This is a genomic window from Bradyrhizobium sp. USDA 4011, from assembly GCF_054063415.1.
This window is the reverse complement of the sequence record NZ_JBSSGG010000001.1, coordinates 951,549-974,086: the sequence shown is the minus strand read 5'-3', so window position 1 is coordinate 974,086 and position 22,538 is coordinate 951,549. Positions and strand designations below refer to the sequence as shown.

The following is a 22,538-nucleotide window of genomic DNA, read 5'->3' as shown; positions in this document are numbered from 1 at the left end:
GGCGTTTCATCCATGGGTTGTGCCTCATCTGTTGGTAAGGCCACCAGGCCTCCTGCAGATTGTTCGTGACCTCGCGCTTGTGCGCCTTTTTTGAGGAACCCTATACGAAAGATGGCGATGTTTCCACCATAGGTCGGATGCGCAATGGTGGTCCTGGCCTAACCAATCTGCGGTATGCGATACGGCAGGCTTATCGAAATCAGATTGGGCCTCACGCAGTCAGGGATTTGTAAATCCCGCGGCCGGCGTAAGCCTGGATTGGCGGCACTAACATTCTGCGAGGGCGCTGCGTCGGGCGACGCGGCGCGTCGGGTTGCCGCAAACGAATTGCCGACGCGAGGCATTCGCGGGGGCGTGATGCGAAGACGACCGCGTGCTGTTGTCCGCCCGAGCGTGCCAACCAATATTGCAACTAAAAAAGTGATTGATTCCAACATGATGCCAAGCTCTTGGACGCGCCAGGTCCGGCTATTGCGCTGCGTGCGAAGCTTGTGGGCTGCCCACGCAAGGGCGGGGGTACCCCCGATGGGCGTGAGTCATAATCCGTGTTCTACAGCGGCGCGCGCGCCCAACCGGCTATCCTAATTCGACGCACGCTAAGGCCTTCGATTAGGGAGCCAACATGGCGAGATAACCGTGCTCGTGAGGATACTGATATTTCACCATTGCTTTCCTCTGGCGTGATTGTGGCAAACATGTCGAAACAACTATATTCCAAATTCGTTCCCGGCATAATTGATACTCAGAACAAGACCGGCGGCGCGGAAATTGAGAACGCAAAGGCCGGTCCATCGCTCGCTGTCATCGGTTGCGGCTACTGGGGCGCAAAACACATACGTGTTGGCCACGATATCGGCGCAAGGGTGTCGATGGCCGCCGACATGCGGTCTGACAGACTGGAGTATGTCAAATCACAGTATCCCTCTGTCGCTGTTTCGCGTGATTTCGATGCGATCCTGAATAGCTCGTCCGTCGACGGGGTGATTATCGCCACCCCCGCCGTGACCCACTTTGAGCTGGCGCGGGCAGCGCTCCAGGCCGGAAAGCACACGCTCGTCGAGAAGCCGTTGGCCATGACGAGCGCGCATTGCCGCGAGCTGATTGCAATAGCCGAAGAACGGAAGCGCGTGCTGATGGTCGGGCACACGTTCGAGTACCATCCGGCGGTGGGTGTCATGCGCCAGATGATCCGAAGCGGCTCTCTCGGCGAGCTCTACTACATCGATTCGCGGCGCCTGAATCTTGGTCTCTACCGGCCCGATGCCAATGTCCTGTGGGACTTGGCGCCGCATGACCTCTCGATCATCTTCTTCCTGCTAGAGGAGGTTGCGCACAACATCGGCGCTTGGGGTTGCGCGCACGTTCTGCCGGATGTCGAGGATGTCGTTTACGCCAAGTTGGGCTTCAAGAGCGGGCCGACCGCCCATGTGCATGTTTCCTGGTTGGACCCCGTCAAGGTGCGCCAGATCACGGTCGTCGGAAGCGATGCGATGCTGGTGTTCGACGACGTGGAGCCGTCCGAGAAGGTTCGCGTTTACCAGAAGCGCTTCAGGCCGCGGATCAACGGCGATTCATACGCCGACTTCCAGTCGGCCTATCATCATGGCGACGTTCATATCCCCGCAATATCCAGCAGCGAGCCGCTGAAGCTCGAGTTGCTCGACTTCGTCAACGCAATCAAGACCGGGACGCAGCCCGTTGCGAACGGGGCGCATGGCCTGCGCGTCGTCGAAGCGCTCGAAGCTGCATCGGAGTGTCTACGGCTCAACCAGGAGCACCGTGGCAACGGAACACATCAACCGGCGTTTCTGCGGCGGAACGCGTCGGCCGGGGCTGCCGAAATTGTCGTTAGATGAAGCCTTGCGATGGAAGGCGAGCCCGCGGGAATTCGTTAAGCGGGTGCTTGACATCGCTGTGAGCGTCACCGCGATCCTCTTGCTGGCCCCGTTCCTCGTCGCGGTGTGGGTCGCGATCCGCCTCGACAGTCCCGGGCCGGCGATCTTTTGCCAGCGCCGGGTCGGACGAGATGAGAAGCCATTCAATTGCTTCAAGTTCCGGACGCTTCGTCACCAGGCTGACGAAAACGTGCATCGCGACGCTATTCGCAGGGTTTGGGCGAAGGAGGTTCTCTCGAACGACCCTGATGCCCCATACAAGCTGACAGATGATCCTCGCGTGACGCGCGTGGGGCGGGTGCTGCGGAGAACAAGTGTCGACGAGCTGCCGCAACTCTTCAACGTATTGCGCGGCGAAATGAGCATCGTCGGTCCGCGGCCCGCGATACCTTATGAACTCGAGTACTTTCGCGACTGGCATCATCAACGTCATATCGTGAAGCCCGGCATTACCGGACTTTGTCAGGTTCGCGGACGGGGTCGCCTGGGCCCGGACGCGATGCTCGAGATGGACGTCGAGTATGCAATGAACTGGACCTTGTGGACCGACCTGAAGCTGATTGCCCTAACGGTTCCCGCGGTGCTGCGGGGTCACGGTGCTCGATGAGGTTGTCGGGCAATGGATATGGAATCTGGTGAGGTTTGAAAAATGAAAATTCCGTTCGTAGATCTCAAGGCACAATATGCGACGCTGAAGGATGAGGTGACCGAGGCGATTCGAGGCGTTCTCGAATCCACGCAGTTCATCGGCGGCGAGGCGGTTGCTTCGTTCGAAAGAGATTTTGCCGCCTATTGCCAGGTGCCCTATGCGCGCGGTGTGGCGAGCGGCACGGACGCGATTCATCTGGCGCTGCGGGCGTTGGGTGTTGGTCCTGGTGACGAGGTGATTACAACCGCCCATACTTTCATCGCCACCGCTGCGGCGATCGTGGCGGCAGGAGCGCAGCCGGTATTCGTCGATATCGATCCCGATACCCACACGATCGATCCGAGGATGATCGAACGGGCCCTGACAAGCCGCACCAAGGCGATCGTTGCGGTCCACCTCTTTGGCCAGCCGGCTGACATGGGCCCAATCAAGGACATCGCACGACGGCGCGGCCTCTTCGTGATTGAAGACGCGGCCCAGGCGCATGGAGCGGAGTATCAGGGGATCCGAACCGGGGCGCTCGGCGATGTCGCCTGCTTTTCGTTTTATCCGGGGAAGAACCTGGGTGCATATGGCGATGGAGGAGCGGTCACCACCAACAGTGCAGCGATCGTCGAGCGGATCGAACGGTTGCGCGACCACGGACGAACCACCCATTACAACCACGCCGAGGTCGGGTTCAACAGCCGGCTCGATGCTCTCCAGGCCGCAATCCTCCAGGTCAAGCTCCGACGCCTGGATGAGTGGAACGACCATCGGCGGCGTGCCGCGGAGTGGTACACCGCGGAGTTGAGACACTCAGGCATCAAGACGCCTTTCGTCCGAACGGGATCCACGCACGTCTACCATTTGTACGTGATCTCCACGAACGAGCGGGACGCAATGCGCAAGAGGCTCGACGAGGTCGGCGTGGCGAGCGGAATCCACTATCCGTTGCCGTTGCATCTCCAGCCTGCGTTTGCCTATCTCGGCTACAAGCAGGGCGATTTGCCGTTCTGCGAAGCGATGGCCGCTCGATCATTGTCACTACCCATGTTCCCGGAGCTCACGCGCGAACAGGTGCGCGGTATCGCCGCGATTGTCCGTGCTGTTGCGGAGCGCGAAAGCCACCAGGAACTGCAGCGGAAGCCCGTCGCGATGCACGCCGACGGCGGGAAGGTGTGACGATGAACCGAATTAGTGCACGGGCGGTGGTCGAGACCGAGGCGATCGGTGCGAGCGTGACGATCGCTGAGTTCGCCGTGGTGCGGCCCGATGTTGCGATCGGGAACAGGGTAGTCATTCATCCGCATGTCGTGATCGAGAGTGGCGTGAGAATAGGGGACAATGTCGAGATCTTCCCAGGAGCCTATATCGGAAAGGTACCCAAGGGCGCCGGCGCGTTGTCGCGGGCTCCGCAATTTGAGGCATGGATCGATATCGGTGCCGATTGTTCAATTGGACCGCATGCGGTCATTTTCTACGACGTCTCGCTCGGCGCGGGTACCTTGATCGGTGATGGCGCCTCGATCCGTGAACAATCGCGGATCGGCTCGAAGACGGTTGTCGGACGTTACGTTACGGTCAATTACAATACGCGTATTGGCGATCGCGTCCGTGTCCAGGATCATACCTGGCTGGCCGGCAATATGACGATCGAAGACGACGTGTTCATATCGGGCTGCGTCGGCACTTCGAACGACAACGCGATCGGCCGGAACGGCTACGATGGCTCGCCGATGCTCGGGCCCACCATCGCGCGCGGCGCGGCGATCGGCGTGGGAGCCAACCTGCTGCCGGGTGTCAGAATCGGTATTGGCGCGATCGTCGGCGCCGGCGCGGTGGTGACGAAGGACGTGCCTGACAACACGCTCGTGACGGGCGTCCCTGCGGAAATTCGACAAAAGCTCAACGGCGCCGGCGGCACTGCCGAAGCCTCAAGGGAGTAATCGTGAGGATTCTCTGTGTCACCAATATGTATCCGAGCCCGGAGCGACCAGGGTCCGGGGCCTTCGTGTACCAGCAGGTAGAGCAGCTGCGCCGGTTCGGCCATACGGTCGACGTGATCAATATTGTCGGGTCCCAGTCGAAGCTGAACTATCTGAAGGGCACCTTTGATGTCATGCGAATGACTGGCGTGACGACATACGACATCGTCCATGCGCACTACGGATATTCGGCCTATCCCGCAATGTTTCGGTTGCGGGCGCCGCTCGTCATCACGTTGCACGGGACCGACGTACTTGGGAATATCCTTGAGAGGCTGTCTACGCGATTAGTGTCGCATTTCGCCGATGCGATTATCGTCGTGTCAGAGGAGATGCGGAAGTGGATTCCCGGAACCGTGATTCCCTGTGGGGTCAACCTCGACATATTCAAGCCGTACGACCGCAACGAAGCGCGAGCACGGCTGCAATGGCCCAACGATAAATTCGTCGTCCTGTTTCCGTTTGATCCGACACGCCCTGAGAAGCGATATGATCTGGCGAGAGCGTCAGTCGACCGACTGGTGCAGGAGGGCGTCGACGCGCAGTTGATGACGGTCATCAATGTGCCGAACGAGGAGATGCCCTGGTATTACAGCGCGGCAAACGCCCTGCTTCTGAGCTCGGATTATGAGGGGTCGCCGACCTCCATCAAAGAAGCTCTCGCGTGCAATCTTCCGGCGGTGTCGACCAATGTCGGCGACGTCCGTGAACAGTTGAACGGCATCGCGGGGACGTGGATATGTCCGCCGGACGCCGGCACGCTTGCGCGCAGCCTTCAAGAGGCCTTTGATTGGTCGCTGAACGGCGAATTTCAGGGGCGGGCGGCAGTGGCGAGATACGACCAGGCGCTCACCGTGGAACGAATCGTCGGAGTATATGCTGACGTCCTGTCGAACTTCAGGGCAAGTACGGTAGGCAGGCGTTTGCTACGGAGCGGACGATAGCAATGCGCTTCGCGGAGAAAACGTCGTCGCCGGGATCATCGCTTCGGCCGGCGGAGGCATGCGGTCATGGTTCTTACGGTGAGCTAAGGTGAAGCAGCTCCTCACGAACAGCGTCATCGAAATTGCCCGTTGGTCTGGCCTGATGCCGGCCCTCCGCAAGATCCTTGCTGGCCGCGCGGCTATCCTGATGTTCCATGAGATCCAGCAGGATGGCCGCTCGGAATTGATGACCGGGACTTCAGTCGGCCTCTTTGAATATTCGCTCAATTGGCTGCGGCAAGAAGGCTGGCAGATTGTGAGTCTGGCGGCATCTCTCGAGCGATTGGCGTCGAATTCCGGGACGGGCGGCCGCTATGCGGCGCTTACCTTTGACGACGGCTACCGGGACAATGTCGCGACCGCGCTTCCAATCCTCGAGCGGTACAACGCTCCGTTCACGATCTACGTTCCCACCGGCGCTCCCAAGCGGACATTGCAGGCGTGGTGGCTGGGTTTGCGCGAAATGTTTCGCGCTGGCGACACGGTAACGATCGATGCGATGGACAGGCGATTTCAATGCCGCCGGCTGCGCGAAAAGATCGCCGGCTTGAACGAGGTAACTGAGTGGATTCATCAGGATTATCACCGGATCGCAACGCTTGCTCCAACGTTCAGGAAGGCAGACGTGTCATTGTCGGCCTTGAATGAGGCATACTTTCTGGATGAGCGCGAGCTTCAAGATCTGGCGCGGCATCCTCTCGTGTCAATCGGCGGGCACACCGAATCGCATGCCGCCTTATCGTGCCTTGATAGTGAGGCCGCACGGGCCGAAATGGCAGATAACCGGCGCTATCTGGAGCAGTTGCTGCAGCTTCCGGTTCAGCACTTTGCTTACCCTTACGGTGACTCCAAGGCATGCGGCCCCAGGGAAGCCGGCCTTGCAAAGGACATCGGCTTTTCAACCGCGGTGACAACCCGGCATGGGCAACTGTCTGATCTCAAACCAGATCATTTTGCGCTTCCTCGTATCGGCGTTGGGGGGCCATTCGATACGACAGCCAGATTCGAGGCGCGCATTAGCGGCATTCAATCGGCAGCTCACATGCTGTTGGGGTCCCAACGTTGAATGTAACGCCGAACCATTCACTGCGAGCTGGGCTGCATCAGTTCACTCGGGAGGGCGTTGAGATGCGCATATTGCACGTTATCGAACGTCTTGGCCCGGGAGGAAAAGAACGACAAATCGTCGAATTGCTGAAAGGACTTGCCGCTCACCGTGACGTAAGGTCATTCGTCGCTGTTATGGACAAGGACGAGGTTCGCCTCGAAATTGACCGGGAACACGCGCAAGTCATTCAGCTCAATCGGAGAGGCAAAAGGGATCTGCGCATCTTCAGGAGCTTATACGAACTGGTTACGAACCTGAAAATAGATGTCATCCACTCGTGGGGCTCGATGTGCTCTGTCTATGCAGCGCCGGTTGCGAAAGTATGCGGTACGGCGTTCGTAAATGGGTTTGTGCGGGATGCGCCCTCGCAGATGACACTGTGGAATGATGCGTACCGGAGAGGCAAGCTGACGATCCCATTTTCGGACGTCGTTGTTGCGAATTCGCGGGCGGGGTTGGCTGCCTATGGTATTCCCGAGCGCAAAGGTCTCTGCATCTACAACGGGTTCAGTCCTGAAAGGGTCTCGAACTTAAAGAATGAGACAGAACTTCGCACCGTTCTGGGGATTGCGACGCCTCACATTGTCGGGATGGTCGCTAACTTCACGCCGAGAAAGGACTATGCGACGTTCGTGGAGATGGCATGCCGCATTTGTCGTCTTAGGGAGGATGTAACGTTTCTGGCTATCGGTAGCGGTGAAACGCTGGAGCAGGTGCGCGATAGCATCCCGACTGAACTTTTGCCGCGCATAAAGCTTCTGGGGCGGCGGAATGACATAGAGAGCATTGCCAATCTCTTCACTGTCGGCGTTCTCACCACCAATAGCGATTTGCACGGGGAGGGGATATCCAACGCGATAACCGAGTACATGGCGTTGGGTAAGCCAGTGGTGGCAACAGACGATGGCGGTACTTCCGAATTGGTTTTGGAGGGCCAGACCGGATTTCTTGTGCCGAGCCATGACGCCGGCGCTTTGACCGATCGCGTGCTCAAGCTCCTCGACAATGCTGAACTCGCCGATCGTTTTGGTGCCGCAGGACGTCGGCGCGTCGAAACAGCATTCTCACTGGATGCGATGTGCGATGCATATCTCTGCCTTTATCGGAAGGTGGCGCGCAGGGGCGCGCGGCCGACATGGCAAGGCGCGACCACGAGCGATATGGTCGATTGATCGTTCGATCTCATTCCTGGCAACATGACGTACGATTGGAGTTTGCTGAAAGGGAAGAGTGTTGGTTGCGGCAGGCGGTCGAGCCGTGGGCGTTCAAATCGGTTCCGGAACAGAATACCTCGATAGAGTTTCCAGGCTTGACGGCTTGAAGGCTCGCAAGAACAACTCCAGGTTGGCCAGTGACCAAAGCACCTTTTCGTGGTTTTGACGGCGGGCGAGATGCTCGTTGACCAACTGCCTCAAGACATCCCTGTCGCAGAAGGATGCCACACGCGCACCGTCGCAAACTAACAAATCGGAGATGAATTCGCGATGGGGACCGCGAAACCACTCCTCGATTGGCACGCGAAATCCGATTTTCTTGCGCGTCAGCGTCCCCGGTGGAAGAGTGTGCTGCATCGCTGCTCGCAATACTGACTTGCCGCCGCTCCGACCGACCAGGAAATTGTCCGGAAACCGCGCCACAAGCTTGGCGAGACTGGTGTCCATGAATGGCATCCTGCCCTCAATTGAACCTGCCATCATCATTCGGTCAGCACGTTCAAGAAGGTTGTCGGGTAGCCACGACGTCTGATCGAAGAACAGCGTGCGCCGGACGTTCGACCCGACGGCCATCGAGAACGGATGGGAATCTGGCGGCGTTACAGGCAGGGGGCGTCCGATGATGCGATCCCGTTCGTTGAGGGAGACTCCGCCAAACCAGAGTTGCATCCGGCTCGGCCAATCCCGCTCGCCCGCTGCAGTAGACAGGATCTTGGCGCGACGCATATCGTATGGGAGTGCACGCATTGCGGGTGATATGATGCGATCATGAATGGTCTGCGGAACCAGTCGTTGGTAAAGCTCGATCCACAACTCGGCTCGATGCTTGGGATAGCCGCCCAAAAGTTCGTCTGCTCCTTCTCCGGTAAGGACCATCTTCACCTTGCTCGCCGCCATATGCGACAGCATCATAACTGGAATATCGGCCGGTTCGGCCGCAGGGGCGCCGCGACGCAGCACAGCGGTCGGCCAACTTTTCAGGAAGTCGTGCGGCTCCAGCACGATCTCCTCGTGATTGGTGTCGAATTGACGAGCTATGGTGCGGGCGTGATCGAGCTCGGAGTAGCCGGCTTCACGAAAGCCAACTGAAAAGGTGCGCACGCGCTCAGGGCTATGGCGGACCATAGCGGCTACAACCGCGGACGAATCGATGCCGCCAGACAAGTAGGCGCCAAACGCGACGTCACTCCGCATGCGAATTCGTACGGCATCATCGAATGTCGCCTCGAACATCCGGACTGCTTCGTCAAAGTCCGTAATATCAGGCTCTGCCGATGCCAACGGTGGTATGAAATACCGGGTGATGTTTGTGCGTCCTTCGCGCCACACCAGGTGGCAGCCCGGGGGAAGCTTACGCACGGTTTGAAAGAATGTCCTGGGGCCGGGGACATATCGATTGAGGAGATAGTGCCCGACGGCGTGGGGGTCGATCCGGGTATCCATGCCTGGGAACTTGAGCAGGGGCTCGATTTCCGACGCGAACAAAAGACCTGCGTGCTCGGCTATGAACAGCGGCTTCTTGCCGAACGGGTCGCGCGCGAGAACAAGCTGTTGGGCCCTCGCATCCCATAGTCCGAACGCGAACATGCCACGGAACCGCCTGATCGAGTCCAGTCCCCAAGCCCGGTAGGCTTCGATCAGCACTTCCGTATCGGAGGACGTGCGAAAAGCATGTCCCAGGGAGACGAGTTCCTCGCGCAGCTCAATGTAGTTATAGATCTCTCCGTTGAAAACGAGCCCGATCGAGCCATCAGCGCTCCACATCGGCTGGGCTCCGCCCTCGAGATCGATGATCGAGAGACGCCTATGCCCCAAGCTGACCTGATGGCACCCGCCGGCAGTATCGCCTTGCCAGTAGCCCGCGCCGTCGGGGCCCCTGTGCTTCATGAGGTTGGTGAGGCGGACAAGAGTCTCGTAATCTTGCCGGTGCGTTCCCCGAAGTGCCCAGCCAAAAATCCCGCACATGGCTCCTGCCAGCTTCTTGTTTCCGAACAATGCTGTGGCCACGGATGTCCCTCAATGGGGCAAGCGGGTTAATCCTTGGAGATTGCGTCATCATGTCCTCTCGACTTGCTCGCGAGTACGGCGCGCGCATCACGCGCCGTCGCGACTGCGGCGTTCAACCAGCAGGGGGAGTCGAGTTGCTGAAGTTCAGCACTCGGGCCAGTAAGCGGCCCCGGCGGCATGCGTGCCAGGACTACTTGGTCGTTCCCTTCATGCCTGTCTTTCCTGTGACGATGCGGAGCGTTGCCGATGCAAGAGGCGGTTGACTGCGGCGGGCTGCTGGAGCGCCCGACCATTCGGATCTGGTCACCATCCTGGTCGTCAATTGCTTGATGTGAGCGACCTGTGTCTCGGCCTTCACCAGCTTCGGAATTGACAGCTTACTCATCCGAAGAGAATCCAAAGCTGCGCAGGACGCTGACACTTTGCATCGGCAAGCTCGGTCACCTGCGGCCATGTGCAAGAAGGGCTGCATTCAGCCAGATCTGGGAGCGCTCACGATGGGGAGCGCCTCATTGGCAATATCAGTGGAGAACTTCTTTGCTCCTCGTGCGGCGACCAGGTTGAATTCAAGCGCAACGGCAAGCACATGCCGCGGGCGCCGCCGGTTGGCCGCTTCAAACTATCGCCATGCTGAGTAACTCTTTTTTGCCATACTCCCTGATTAACCACCGACCCAGCAGTTGGGGATGGGCGATTCGCACTGCATCGGAATGTGCTCGCAGTTGATCCTGCGATGCATCGGAATCCGCTCGTGGCGCAAGGCGTTGCGAGCGCGTGGTATGTCGCGCGCCTTCGCGATGCGCGGCCGTAAATTCCCTTGTAAGCGTCAAAGAGAAGCATCTCTGCGACCCACGGAGGCCTGAATTGGATACAACCGGGACAATCACATCATTTTCTTCCGCACCGATGACGAGGTTCTCGATCGGTGGCGACAGCTACGGCGTTCAGGATGCGAGCACGAGCTACAGCCTGACCAATCCCGACCCGCAGACTCTGCGCTTCGAAGTCAAGCAGGGTGATTATGCCTGGTACGATAGCTCATCTGTCGATCGCTCGGAGGTTTCAGGCGTTAACAACATTCCCGGCGGCACTCCCATCGCCCTGAACTATCAGTTCATGGTGGAGCCGAATGGCCCAAATGGGTCATTTGTGAATACCGCAGATGGCTGGTTCATCGTCGGACAAATGCACAATGATGACTGGTCGAGCGGAGTGGGCACGTCGCCGCCGTTCGCGATCCAGCTTGTTGGCAATCATCTGCAGATTGTCGCCAGATACGTCCAGCCGGGTCAGAACCCGAGCAACGGGGCTGGCAACGTGCAGATGCTCACGCTCTGGACTGATCCCAATCCGATCCAGACGGGCGTCTACAACAACATTCAAATACAGGCCGACGTTTCGAACACCGGTGGCGGGTATTTGAAGGTCTCGATCAACGGGACACAGGTCGTGAATTACAGCGGCCCCTTGGGTTATGGGCAGGCGACCAATTGGGAATACGGAATCTATCGGTCGTCGGCGCCCGAGACCGTTGCCGTCGATTACCGAAACATGACGCTGTTGACGGGGGCGGCGGCGACGTCGACGCAGCCGACGACACCGACGCAGCCGACCACACCGACCACGCCCACTACCCCGAACGTCGCGCCGACGGTCACGCAGGTCGCCGCTTCGCCGGGGACCGGAACCGAGCATGTCGGCGATGTCGTCACGTTGACCCTCACCTTGAGCGAGGCCGTGACCGTCACGGGTAAGCCGACGCTGTCGCTCAATGATGGTGCCAGCGCCACCTATGTTGGTGGCTCCGGGACAAATACGCTCACCTTCCAGACGACGGTCGCGTCGACTAATACGAACACCTCGGCGCTCGCCATCACCGGGGTCAATCTCGCGAGCGGCGTGAGCATCACGGATTCCGGGGGGCTTGCCGCCAATCTCTCGGGCGCGGTGAAGACATTCTCCGGTCTCCAGATCTCGAACACGCCCATCATGCCGACGCAGCCAACCACACCGACGACGCCAACCACGCCGACAACTCCGTCGACGCCGACAGTGACTACGCCGGTGCTCTCCGTCGCGGACAGCTCGCTATGGGTCGCCGGCAGAGGCGGTCACGTCGACCTGGGGACAACGCTGTCCACGACCGATCCCAACGATAAAGTCAGCCTGAACATCAAAGGCCTGCCGAAATATGAGACGATCACGACCGGCGATGGCACAACGTTCAGGGGAGGCAACATCACGCTGAGCTCTGCGCAGGTCGCCAGCGGATTGACGCTGACATCGTACTACCGGGGCAATGCCCATCCGGTCGCGACCCTTACCCTGACCGCGAGCGCGACTGACCCGGTGACGGGGGCTGTGACGACGGCGACGCCGCAGACCATCACCGTCACGGATCCTCGGCCGTCCGCAACCTCAGGGAGCACGACGAACCAGGACCAAGGGCTGCACCATCACCTTGGGTCGGGCAGCAGCACGCTGGCAGCTACCGTGCCGCAGACCACCTCCTTGGCGAATTACGATACGGCCAAAGGGTCCCATGCGAGCCATAGCTTCGCGCTGCTGAACCAGTATCTGGCGGGTGGCTCTGGTCGGGTCGACGGGGGGCAGATCGCGGCAGCCATTTCGAATGGCGCCGCTTGGGTGCAGAATGCGTTCCTGACGAAGCCGCACCACTAACGTACTGCCGCACCCGGGCACCTTGCGCCCGGGTGCGGCACCGTCAACTTTTTGGACGCCGAGCGGCAAAGTGGTCGGCCAGCAGCCGCGAAGGGGAGGTTGAAAAACCAATCCACAACGGAGGGTTGCCGGCTGCCGCCGATTGACGGACAATCGCCGTAAGAATTCTGATTCGATACTTCGTTGCGAGCGTAAAACGCCTGAGTTTAGGTCAGTTTCCGGGCACAACTTGCATGTGTATAAATCCACAATTCGAAAGTTTTTTCGCCATTTTTGCTCGTTAACCAACCTGCTCAGCCAGTCGGGGGGCAATTTCAATATCCCGTCGCGCTGAAATCTCCTCGCGGTTCGAGGCCCTAACGCTCTGATGACTGCTTGCGCCGTTTTGGCTGTAAGCACGTGTATGTCGCGTATCCTCGGATAGGCGTCATTGGAATTCCATGTGCATGCAAAGGACCACAAACGCAGGCGGTAGCCGCGAAGGGTAGAGTAACGAAATGGCGATCCAGAACGGAAATGCCCACGCAACTCCAGATCTAGGGTTTCGAGCGCTGGCTCTGTTCCTGCGCCTTCATGGCGTGAACACTGAACCCGATCAGCTCCGCGGTCGCTGCGGAGATGGTGCGATAGGCATCCGCGCAATGCTTCGTTGCGCGCGCGAATTCGGGGTCAGAGTCCGTGCGACGACGATGGATTGGCCGCGGCTGGCGGGCATCCAGCTGCCTGGCATCGCGTCGCTGCGTGACGGCGGATTTCTGCTTCTGGGAAAAATTGAGGACCAGGTGGCGCTTGTGCTGCACCCGGCCTCGTCGCATCCGCGGCGGATGACGCGTGCGGAATTCGAAGCGATCTGGGATGGCGGTTTGATCTCGCCCGGCTCACAGAGCCTCGCACATCGCGCACGTCATGCGGTTGCCGATATTCGCACCCGAGGAGTTGATCTGGGTGCCTGCCTGATGCGCCACGCCAGTGGTCTGACGATGCTTATCCGCGACGGCTTGGCAAAGGCCCGCGATGCCTTCTTGACGAAGGCGCCCGACATCCTGATGCGGGCGCGTTTTGCCGCCTCCGGCGATGTTGCGAACGAGTCGGAGGATGTCGGGTCCCCGGCTGCGAGCGCCGCTCCCGATGACGTCGACGAATCCGGGCTCATTGCGCTCGCGATCTTGCTGCGCTGCCATGGAATTGCTGCCGACCCCGCCCAAATCCACCACCGGGTGGGCGCGGCGCGCCTCGGCGTTACTGAAATCTTGCGCTGTGCAAAGGAATTCGGGCTCAAGGCAAGGGTGCAGAGGACCAGCTGGGACAGGCTTGCAGTCACGCCACTGCCGGGAATTGCACTGTTGCGCGACGGCAGCTTCCTGATTCTCGGCAAGCTCATCGACGGCAAGCTTCTCGTTCAGCGCCCACTGTCTCCGCGCCCCGAAACACTTACCCAGGCCCAGCTCGAGGCCATCTGGGATGGTGGCCTCATTCTAATGGCCCGGCGCGCCAGCCTGACCGATCTCGCGCGACGCTTCGATATCGCCTGGTTCGTCGGCGCCATGCAAAAGTATCGCCGCCTGCTGAGCGAGGTGTTGGCGGCATCGTTCTTCCTCCAGATCTTCGCCGTGGTCTCACCGTTGTTCTTCCAGGTGGTCATCGACAAGGTGCTCGTGCATCGAAGCGTGAGCACACTCGACGTTCTGGTCATCGGCCTTGTCGTGCTGACTGTGTTCGAAGCCATTCTCGAGACGCTGCGCGTCTATCTGTTTGCGCATACGACGAACCGTATCGATGTCGAACTCGGTGCCAGGCTGTTTCGCCATCTCATGGCTCTGCCGATCGCCTATTTCCAGACGCGCCGCGTCGGGGATTCGGTGGCACGCGTCCGGGAGCTGGAGAATATCCGCCAGTTCCTGACGAGTTCGGCGCTCACGCTGGTCATCGACCTTCTTTTCACGGTCATCTTCCTTGTGGTGATGTTCTACTACTCGACGACGTTGACCTGGATCGTGCTCGCGTCCTTCCCATTCTACATCGGCATCTCGGCGGGAGCCGCGCCGCTATTCCGCGCGCGCCTCGATGAGAAGTTCAATCGCGGCTCAGAGAACCAAGCCTTCCTGGTCGAGAGCGTCACCGGCGTCGAGACCTTGAAGGCCATGGCGGTCGAGCCGCAGATGCAACGCCGCTGGGAGGAGCAGCTCGCCGGCTATGTCGCCGCCAGCTTCCGCGTGCTCAGCCTGAACAACACGGCGAGCCAGGCAGTTCAGATGATCAACAAGCTGGTCATCGCCGCGACCCTTTACTTCGGCGCGCGGCTGGTAATTGGTGGGGACCTGACCGTCGGCGAACTTGTCGCGTTCAACATGCTGGCCGCGCGCGTCAGCACGCCGGTGCTGCGGCTTGCGCAGGTCTGGCAGGACTTCCACCAGGCTCGCCTGTCGATCGATCGTCTCGGCGACATCCTCAACACCATTCCGGAGCCGAGCTTCACTCCCTCTCGCGCTGCGTTGCCGCCGATCCGCGGCCAGGTGAGGTTCGAGCACGCGACGTTCCGCTATCGCATCGACGGCCCCGAGGTGCTGCATGACGTGTCCTTCAGCATCGAGCCGGGCCAAGTCATCGGCATCGTCGGCTCGTCCGGGTCTGGCAAAAGCACCATCACCAAGCTGATCCAGCGTCTCTATGTTCCGGAAAGCGGACGCGTCCTGGTCGACGGCGTCGATCTCGCAATGGTCGACCTGAGCTGGCTACGGCGCCAGATCGGAGTCGTGCTGCAGGAAAACGTGCTGTTCAACTGCACGATCCGGGACAACATCGCACTGACCGATCCGACCATGTCGATGGAACGCGTCATCGAAGCGGCAATGCTGGCCGGCGCGCACGACTTCATCCTGGAGCTGCCCGAGGGTTACGACACCATCGTGGGCGAGCGCGGTAGCAGCCTGTCTGGCGGGCAACGGCAGCGTATCGCAATCGCGCGCGCGCTGATCACCGATCCGCGCATCCTGATTTTCGACGAGGCGACCAGCGCGCTGGACTACGAAAGTGAGCGCGCGATCCAGCAGAACATGAGGCGGATTTCCGCCGGACGGACCGTGATCGTCATCGCTCACCGGTTGTCGACCGTACGTAATGCCAACCGGATCATCACGCTCGAGCATGGCCGCATCGTCGAGGACGGCAGCCATGATGAGCTGATCCAAACCAACGGCCGTTACGCCAATCTTCATTATCTGCAGGCCGGTATCCATGACGTCCGCTAGCCGCAACATCGTCCCGTTTCCGAGACGCGAACTCCGGCGCCGGGAGCACGAGCTTGCATTTCTGCCGGCGGCGCTCGAAATCGCCGAATCGCCGCCGTCACCGATCGGGCGTGCGATCGGAGCGAGCATCATCGCGATGTTCTGCATCGCGCTGCTGTGGGCGACGCTCGGCAGCGTTGATATCGTCGCTACGGCGACCGGCAAGATCGTGCCCGGCGGCCGTACCAAGCTGATCCAGCCGTTCGAGACGGGGGTCGTCCGTGCCATCCGGGTCCGTGACGGCCAGAGCGTGAAGGCCGGCGACGTTCTGATCGAGCTCGACCCGACGATGACTGAGGCCGACCAGGAGCGCCAGAAAAGCGATCTGCTTGCGGCCGAACTCGACGCAGCGCGATTACGGGCCGCCCTTGCAGCCGATCCGCTCGCCGCGTTCCGTGCTCCGCCGAACGCAAGTGCCGCCGAGATCGAGATGCATCGCCAGTTCCTGATTAGCGAGCGCGCCGAGCAAAATGCCAAGCTTTCCGAAATCGAGCGGCAGCAGGGGCAGAAGGAGGCGGAACGAGAGACGACATCGGCGAGCGTTGCCAAGCTGGAAGCAACCATTCCCGTGCTGCAGGAGAGGGTCGATATCCGCAAGGGCCTCGTCGAAAAGGCACTGGCTTCTAAGGTCGTCTATCTAACCGAGTATCAGGAGCTGGTCGCCATGCAGCAGGATCTTGTGCTGCAGAAGAGCCGGCTGCGCGAAGCCGATGCGGCGATCGCGCTACTGAAGGAAACAAAGGAGAAGGCTACCGCAGAGTATCGCCGCGCGACCTATGACGCACTTGCGAAGGCCGAGCAGAAGGCTGCGAGCGCGGCGCAAGAGGTGATCAAGGCGGATCGGCGCACGAAGCTCCAGCGCCTGACCGCGCCAGTCGACGGGGTCGTGCAGCAGCTTGCAGTCCATACGGTGGGCGGCGTGGTGACCCCGGCTCAGGCGCTCGCAGTGGTGGTTCCGAGCGAGAGCCAACTCGAGATCGAGGCCATGCTCTCCAACCGCGATATCGGATTCGTCCATCCGGGGCAGGCGGCGGAGATCAAGATCGATACCTTCAACTTCACGCGCTACGGACTGCTTCACGGCGACGTGCTCAGCGTGTCGACGGATGCCATTACGCGCGACCGGACGCAGGGGTCGAATGACCACCCGTCGGGCGCCACGTCGAGCAGCAGCGAGCCGAAGGGTCAGGAGCTGGAGTATGCCGCGCGCGTTTCGCTCGACCGGACACACATGCAAGTGGAGGACAAGCTCGTCAAGCTCGGCCCGGGCATGGCGGTGACGGTCGAGATCAAGACCGGTACGCGCAGGATCATCAGCTACCTGCTCTCGCCGCTGGCGAGGTACAAGCAGGAAGCGCTGCGGGAACGGTAAGAAGCCGTCTTGGCTGGGCGAGGCCTTGTGCCGCCGGACCAAGCCGGCGCCACGCGGGCCCAATGCGGAAGTTGTGGAAAGGCCCGGATCGCCGGTGACGCGATCCGGGTCGGCGCATCGCCGCCCAGATGTGGCAAGGCCCTGAGGCAACAGCTTTGCGGTCGTGGTTGAACGGCCTAGCGACCAGGCATTCTCGTCGGCGGGCAATCGAGGCGGGGCCTCATCCACCATCCCGTCAATCACTGGATCTGTTCGGACACCCCTGACACGCGGACACGGCGTGAGGTATCCGCCGCTGTCCATCTCTACGCCAGGCCGGGGCCACCGCGCTCCACCGGGACGTCCGTCGGCATCGTCCACCGTCTACCGATCTCGCTGCCGCTCTGAGGGCGCAACACGGCGCTTACCTTCAGGCAGCCTCTCAACGCATTCTGGTTACTTCGGATGGTGCGCTGTTCAGCTAGCGAATTCAATGCCACTGTTGGGCATTTCAGTTCAATGCAGGCGCTGATCGCGGCGGGATAGATCGGCCAGCATGCGGAAGGGTCAATCACCTTGTGCGGCTTCGTTGGCATATTCGAATTCACGGAATCGTTTGAATCGGCGCGCAGCCGGGCACTGGAGATGGCAAAGACGGTCAGGCACCGTGGCCCGGATTGGAGTGGCATTTATTCCAGCGAACGCGCGATGCTCGCGCACGAACGCCTTTCCATTGTCGACGTGGAGCACGGCGCCCAGCCCCTTCTCGACGTCACCGCGGGCCGGGCGCTGGCTGTGAACGGAGAGATCTACAATCATGTCGCCTTGCGCGACGCACTGAAGCGGCCGCACGCCTGGAAGACGAAATCGGACTGCGAGATTATCCTGTATCTCTACGACGAGTACGGACCAGATTTGTGCAAAATGCTGAGTGGCATTTTTGCGTTTGCCCTCTTCGACGAACGTACCGGTGATTTCTTCGTCGCGCGGGACCACATCGGCATCGTGCCGCTTTATATTGGATGGAGCGGCGACGGCGTCACTTATGTCGCCAGCGAAATGAAAGCTCTCGATGGGGTATGCGAGACGATCCAGGAGTTTCCGGCGGGACATTACTATAACGGCAAGGCCCGCGAATTCGTCAGGTGGTATGATCCAGACTGGGCGCATGCATTTCCAACCAAGAAGGTGTCGCTGCACGAACTCCGGACTTCACTCGAGACCGCAGTCAAACAGCAAATGATGTGCGATGTGCCTTACGGGGTACTTATTTCTGGTGGGCTCGATTCCTCGCTCATCGCGGCGCTCGCAGCACGACACCGCTTCAAGCGGATCGAGTCTGGAGAGACTGAGGAGGCCTGGTGGCCAAGACTACACTCGTTCTCCGTCGGTTTGGAAAATTCACCCGACATGAAGTATGCGCGAAAGGTGGCGGCTCACATCGGCACGGTCCATCATGAAGTTGTTTTCACGGTGCAGGAGGGGTTGGACGCGTTGCCCGATGTCATCCGGCACCTCGAAACCTTCGATGTCACCACCATTCGTGCTGGCACGCCGATGTACCTCATGGCGCGCAAGATCAAGGCAATGGGCATCAAGATGGTGCTGTCTGGAGAAGGCGCTGACGAGGTCTTCGGTGGCTATCTCTACTTCCACATGGCCCCTTCAGCGGAAGAATTCCATGAGGAGACTGTTCGAAAGCTCTTTGCGCTGAGCAGATACGATTGCTGTCGCGCGAACAAGGCGACAGCTGCCTGGGGCGTCGAAGCCCGCGTGCCGTTCCTGGACAAGGAATTCCTGGACTACGCGATGTCGATAGACCCGGCCGAAAAAATGTGCCCCGGTGCGAAGATCGAGAAGGGCATATTGCGGGAAGCTTTTACCGACCTGTTGCCGCGGGAGATTTTGTGGCGTCAGAAGGAGCAGTTTTCGGACGGAGTGGGGTACAGCTGGATTGAGTGCTTGAGGAATCATGCCGATGGTAAAGTCTCGGATCAGATGTTCGCAGAAGCGGGTAAGCGCTTTCCGAAGCAAACGCCGACTTCGAAAGAAGGCTACTTCTATAGAACCATCTTTGACGGGATTTTCAAGAATCCGACCTCTTGCCTGACTGTCCCCGTCGGTCCCTCGATCGCGTGTTCGACCCCGACCGCGTTTCTCTGGTCCCAGCAATTTGCGAGTATGGATGATCCATCCGGAAGGGCAGTGAAGGGCGTACACATCCAGGCCATTGATAACATGTGAGCGGGACGCCTGAACCGGGAGCAGACTGCGATCTTCCCATGTGCCTGGCAGTTCGGAAGCCGGCCGCGGCCAATATCTCAATTTGCATTCGCTGCACCGAAGAGCCGCAGCTTCTTTTTTGGAAAGTTCGTAGCGATCGTTCGCAGCGTCCGTTTCGCATCACGGAGCTTGGCCTCGATGTGGCGTTCTGGACCATCTCTGCCAATTGCGATCCACTTCATGGCATACTCGCTATTTGCAAGATGGGCCTTGTGCCCAGCGCCACCGGCCAGAAAGTCGTAGCCGCTTTCCCCGCGCGAAATGCTGTCCTCAATAGCCAGCACGTGGCTTACGAGCCCGGGCTTAATGCGGCTATCGCTCTCGTAAAGAAAGCCGCTTTGGTAGTTCAGGACACGGCCGTCATGCACGAAATTGTACACGACCCCAACCGTCTGGTCGCCAACCAGCGTCCGTGAGATGCGGACCGCTCCTGTCGGAACTCCGCGCGCGATCAACTCCTCGTGGAACGGACGGAAGCCCGGATTGGCGAAAGCGCCTTTGCGCCCCCATCGCGACCGATGAAAGTCGCTCAGCAAATCGAACGCAGCCAGGGCCTCTGCCGTCGTTTCCATGATCCGGAATTCAAGGGGGCCGCGTTCGGCGTACAACCTCATGGCACGGCTCACGGCCTGGCGGGTGCTGCGGCCCAATGTGGCGCGATAATCCTTCTTTTGCTGACGTACTTTCGCGAAATCAACCCATAAGGCCGTATCAGCCTGTTTTACCTCGCTAACGAGCCCAGCCCTGCCCGCAGCGCGGCAGGCGGCCAACTCGAGGTCCGCATCAATTCCGGAGAGCACCAGCTGATCCGCGCGGCGCAAGCGGGACGTCAAAGCGTCGAGGCCTGCCGGAATAATGGTCTCCGGTTGCTCTGCAAGAATGCTATTGCACTCGATGAACAATCGGTCGAAACGGCTATCTCCGGATTCATTGAGCAGCCAACGTGCCCGCGCATACGGCCCAAGTCTCCAGGCTCTCCGCCGGCAAATGATAGCCAACCCGACGATCTTGCCTGACGACCGAGCTACGAGGACGTGCGGTTGCGTGCCATCCGGAATATGCCGTAGCCACGTGCCGATCCAGAGCCAGGACAAGAAGAACGAGTGAGGGGCCCGAGCTTCGAGCTCCTTCCACGCGGTTTCAAGCCAGGCAATGCTCTCCAAGGCTTCCAGGCTGACATCGGTGACGGCATCGGGCATGCTCATTCTTGTTCAACGCCAGAGGGCCGCAAGCGCGCTTTGATGAGAGAACAAGGATCCTGCCGCAATGATCGCGCATAATCCCATGATCGGGCGGGCCTGCTCACACACGAATCCTTCTGGCGGCCACGCCATTGGGCGTCTGTGACCATCGCCTCGGCCGGGCGGATGGCGGTACTATATCTGGAATTCGACCGATGTGCGGACCCTTTCTGGTTACCCACTCCTGCGACTTGTGCCTTCGGCGCGACTGTGCCGAGGGGGGCTGTGACCGGCCAGCTTTCGGCTGGCGCCGGCGCTCCGGCCGCGCGTCCGACGGCTTCGACTGTGCCCTCTCATCGTGACCTGCCATGGCGCCGCGCCGGTTTGGCCGTGCCGCGTTTGAGCTACGGAGCGCGAACTTTCGGCTTGAACAGCAGCCTTGTCTGCCCGTTACGTGCTGCCAGCGGCGGCGCGGCTGGCGCGATACGCTCTGGCAGCTATCGCGCTTCGATCGCGCTATTTCCGCAATTGTGAGATAGAACGACTACGATGGTCGGGATAGAGCCTGGACCGAGGCCAGGAACGCTCCGAGCTGTTCGACCAAATCTGCGGCGATCGACTTGTCGACCATCAGAATTGTGGTGCCCGGTGTTTTGTCGGATGACCAGGCGCCCTGAGCGGAGATCGCAGCATGATCGGAGCGGACCTTTACAAGCACGCGAACTCTCTCCACGTTGAGACGCTCGCCGACGAGATTAGTCCCTTCCACAGAGCCGGCGGCGGTTTGTCTGCCGACTGCGACGGGCGATATCTCTAGTATCGCTTGGGCCAACCAGATCGCATGCTTGTAGGGAATCGTCCAAATTGCCGAGCCATGATCGGCGTCAACATCAACTCTAAATGCCAGTCCATCGTCGGAAGTCTCAATCCCGTGAAAACCCGTGATGGTTTGTCGGTCAAGCGTGCCGTCTCGATTGGTCAACGCGGGCCTCGATTTTGTTTTCGCGATAGTGAGCGTTGCTATTCCGAATTCAACCTGTTTTCGAGTGAGCTGATCGCTCCGCAATTGGGCGGGACCGTCGCTCCCTAGGCTGGAGCGGCGATCCCTTATCGCACGATATGTTTGGCCGGGGTGTCGTTGTCCGCCAATCCGCACGACTGAGGACACGGTAAATCGGCAAATGCCTGCGGCAAATTGCCATTCTGAACTAGTCCGAACTAAGAGGTTCAACAGCACGTCGCCTCTTGGGGCAAAGGTATTAGCGCGCTGCAAAAATTGCGAAATCCTGGTGACGAAATTCAAAGGAGAGACGTAAGGTCATTGGTCGAGGTTGACCGCTACAACCTCCGAATCCCCATAGCCCCAGCTCCCCCTGAGCTAGGGCTCGCCGCGCCACGGACGTCGCTGCCTTCTCCACCAAGGGCGCTTTTGACCTTGGCGACGCCCGCGGGGATCCGGCCGTGGCCTGGCCGCGACAATGAAGAGGCCGCCAAGTGAGGCGACCTTACATTCCCGCGCAAATGCAGTTTTCAACCACTCTAGCACGGCGGCTCAAATACGGACGGCGCCCCGGTCGGTGCTGTCCAAGTTAGGCCACTCGCAGGAGCGGATTAGGCCATTGGCGCACCATCATTGGAACAACAATACCCGGTGTAATTCCGACGGGGTGAGTTCAGGCCCCAAGCCTTGCACCCCGATAACGGCCCCGGTCTATCGCCCAGATCGGGGCTGTTTCTTTTCGGCGGAGCAGCGGCTGGTGGCCCGCCCATCAGGCGCGCAACGGTTTTCTGGCCCTGAAGGGCTAGGTGTTCAGTCTCGAGGTCAAGTGGTGGGGATCGATCTTGAATCGGGCCAGTTCTAAAAGTGCGCCACCGGGCGACGGTTGGTTCGAATTCGCGGCATGCGCACGCCATGGACGTCGAATTCTGTC

The 22,538-nt window shown here is 60.0% G+C and carries 15 protein-coding genes and 1 pseudogene; 12 read left to right on the top strand and 4 right to left on the bottom strand.

The features are described 5' to 3' along the window. The first annotated feature begins 695 nt into the window (after positions 1 to 695). The 7 genes from ACVW1C_RS04795 (at position 696) to ACVW1C_RS04765 (ending at position 7,774) form a co-directional block, all read left to right on the top strand. A complete protein-coding gene (locus ACVW1C_RS04795) occupies positions 696 to 1,856 on the top strand; it encodes a Gfo/Idh/MocA family protein (RefSeq protein WP_456757404.1) in 1,161 nt (386 codons plus the stop codon). Next, positions 1,780 to 2,502, top strand: a complete 723-nt coding sequence (locus tag ACVW1C_RS04790; RefSeq protein ID WP_456757403.1) for a sugar transferase — start codon at positions 1,780 to 1,782, stop codon at positions 2,500 to 2,502. The genes ACVW1C_RS04795 and ACVW1C_RS04790 overlap by 77 nt, the downstream gene beginning before the upstream one ends. Positions 2,503 to 2,544: 42 nt before the next feature. Continuing rightward, the gene (locus ACVW1C_RS04785; RefSeq protein ID WP_456757402.1) at positions 2,545 to 3,708 is read left to right on the top strand and encodes a DegT/DnrJ/EryC1/StrS family aminotransferase; all 1,164 of its coding nucleotides are present in this window, start codon (positions 2,545 to 2,547) and stop codon (positions 3,706 to 3,708) included. A 26-nt stretch (positions 3,709 to 3,734) separates the two neighbouring features. Beyond that, positions 3,735 to 4,472 carry an acyltransferase gene (locus tag ACVW1C_RS04780; protein WP_456757401.1) on the top strand — a complete coding sequence of 246 codons (738 nt, stop codon included), beginning with the start codon at positions 3,735 to 3,737 and terminating at the stop codon, positions 4,470 to 4,472. Between the two features lie 2 nt (positions 4,473 to 4,474). Next, entirely contained in the window at positions 4,475 to 5,455 is a 981-nt protein-coding gene (locus ACVW1C_RS04775) for a glycosyltransferase (protein ID WP_456757400.1), read from the top strand. Between the two features lie 88 nt (positions 5,456 to 5,543). Further along, complete coding sequence (locus ACVW1C_RS04770; RefSeq protein WP_456757399.1) at positions 5,544 to 6,560, top strand: polysaccharide deacetylase family protein; 1,017 nt, start codon at positions 5,544 to 5,546, stop codon at positions 6,558 to 6,560. Between the two features lie 62 nt (positions 6,561 to 6,622). Continuing rightward, on the top strand, positions 6,623 to 7,774 hold the full coding sequence (locus ACVW1C_RS04765) for a glycosyltransferase (protein ID WP_456757398.1): 1,152 nt from the start codon (positions 6,623 to 6,625) through the stop codon (positions 7,772 to 7,774). A gap of 93 nt (positions 7,775 to 7,867) precedes the next feature. Here the strand turns inward: ACVW1C_RS04765 and asnB (ACVW1C_RS04760) are convergent, their stop codons facing one another. Continuing rightward, the gene (gene asnB, locus ACVW1C_RS04760) at positions 7,868 to 9,823 is read right to left on the bottom strand and encodes an asparagine synthase (glutamine-hydrolyzing) (protein WP_456757397.1); all 1,956 of its coding nucleotides are present in this window, start codon (positions 9,821 to 9,823) and stop codon (positions 7,868 to 7,870) included. A 190-nt stretch (positions 9,824 to 10,013) separates the two neighbouring features. Beyond that, positions 10,014 to 10,208 (bottom strand): hypothetical protein, encoded by a 195-nt coding sequence (locus ACVW1C_RS04755; RefSeq protein WP_456757396.1) that lies wholly within the window; start codon positions 10,206 to 10,208, stop codon positions 10,014 to 10,016. A 479-nt stretch (positions 10,209 to 10,687) separates the two neighbouring features. On the opposite strand from ACVW1C_RS04755, the gene ACVW1C_RS04750 reads away from it, so the two are divergent. The 5 genes and pseudogenes from ACVW1C_RS04750 to asnB (ACVW1C_RS04730) all read left to right on the top strand — a co-directional run bounded on the left by ACVW1C_RS04750 (position 10,688) and on the right by asnB (ACVW1C_RS04730) (position 19,387). After that, a complete protein-coding gene (locus ACVW1C_RS04750) occupies positions 10,688 to 12,505 on the top strand; it encodes a heparin lyase I family protein (RefSeq protein WP_456757395.1) in 1,818 nt (605 codons plus the stop codon). A gap of 497 nt (positions 12,506 to 13,002) precedes the next feature. Further along, positions 13,003 to 13,317 (top strand): annotated as a pseudogene (locus tag ACVW1C_RS04745) (cysteine peptidase family C39 domain-containing protein); the annotation flags it as partial. A gap of 234 nt (positions 13,318 to 13,551) precedes the next feature. Continuing rightward, positions 13,552 to 15,753, top strand: coding sequence for a type I secretion system permease/ATPase (locus ACVW1C_RS04740; protein ID WP_456762997.1), 2,202 nt, complete (start codon positions 13,552 to 13,554; stop codon positions 15,751 to 15,753). Further along, positions 15,740 to 17,164 (top strand): HlyD family type I secretion periplasmic adaptor subunit, encoded by a 1,425-nt coding sequence (locus tag ACVW1C_RS04735; RefSeq protein ID WP_456757394.1) that lies wholly within the window; start codon positions 15,740 to 15,742, stop codon positions 17,162 to 17,164. Before ACVW1C_RS04740 ends, ACVW1C_RS04735 begins: the two co-directional genes overlap by 14 nt. A 555-nt stretch (positions 17,165 to 17,719) precedes the next feature. Then, entirely contained in the window at positions 17,720 to 19,387 is a 1,668-nt protein-coding gene (gene asnB, locus ACVW1C_RS04730; RefSeq protein ID WP_456757393.1) for an asparagine synthase B, read from the top strand. Between the two features lie 77 nt (positions 19,388 to 19,464). Here the strand turns inward: asnB (ACVW1C_RS04730) and ACVW1C_RS04725 are convergent, their stop codons facing one another. Next, positions 19,465 to 20,625: a GNAT family N-acetyltransferase gene (locus tag ACVW1C_RS04725; protein ID WP_456757392.1), complete on the bottom strand. Its 1,161-nt coding sequence runs from the start codon at positions 20,623 to 20,625 to the stop codon at positions 19,465 to 19,467. 526 nt (positions 20,626 to 21,151) lie between these two features. Next, positions 21,152 to 21,589: a hypothetical protein gene (locus ACVW1C_RS04720; RefSeq protein ID WP_456757391.1), complete on the bottom strand. Its 438-nt coding sequence runs from the start codon at positions 21,587 to 21,589 to the stop codon at positions 21,152 to 21,154. Between the last annotated feature and the right edge of the window lie 949 nt (positions 21,590 to 22,538).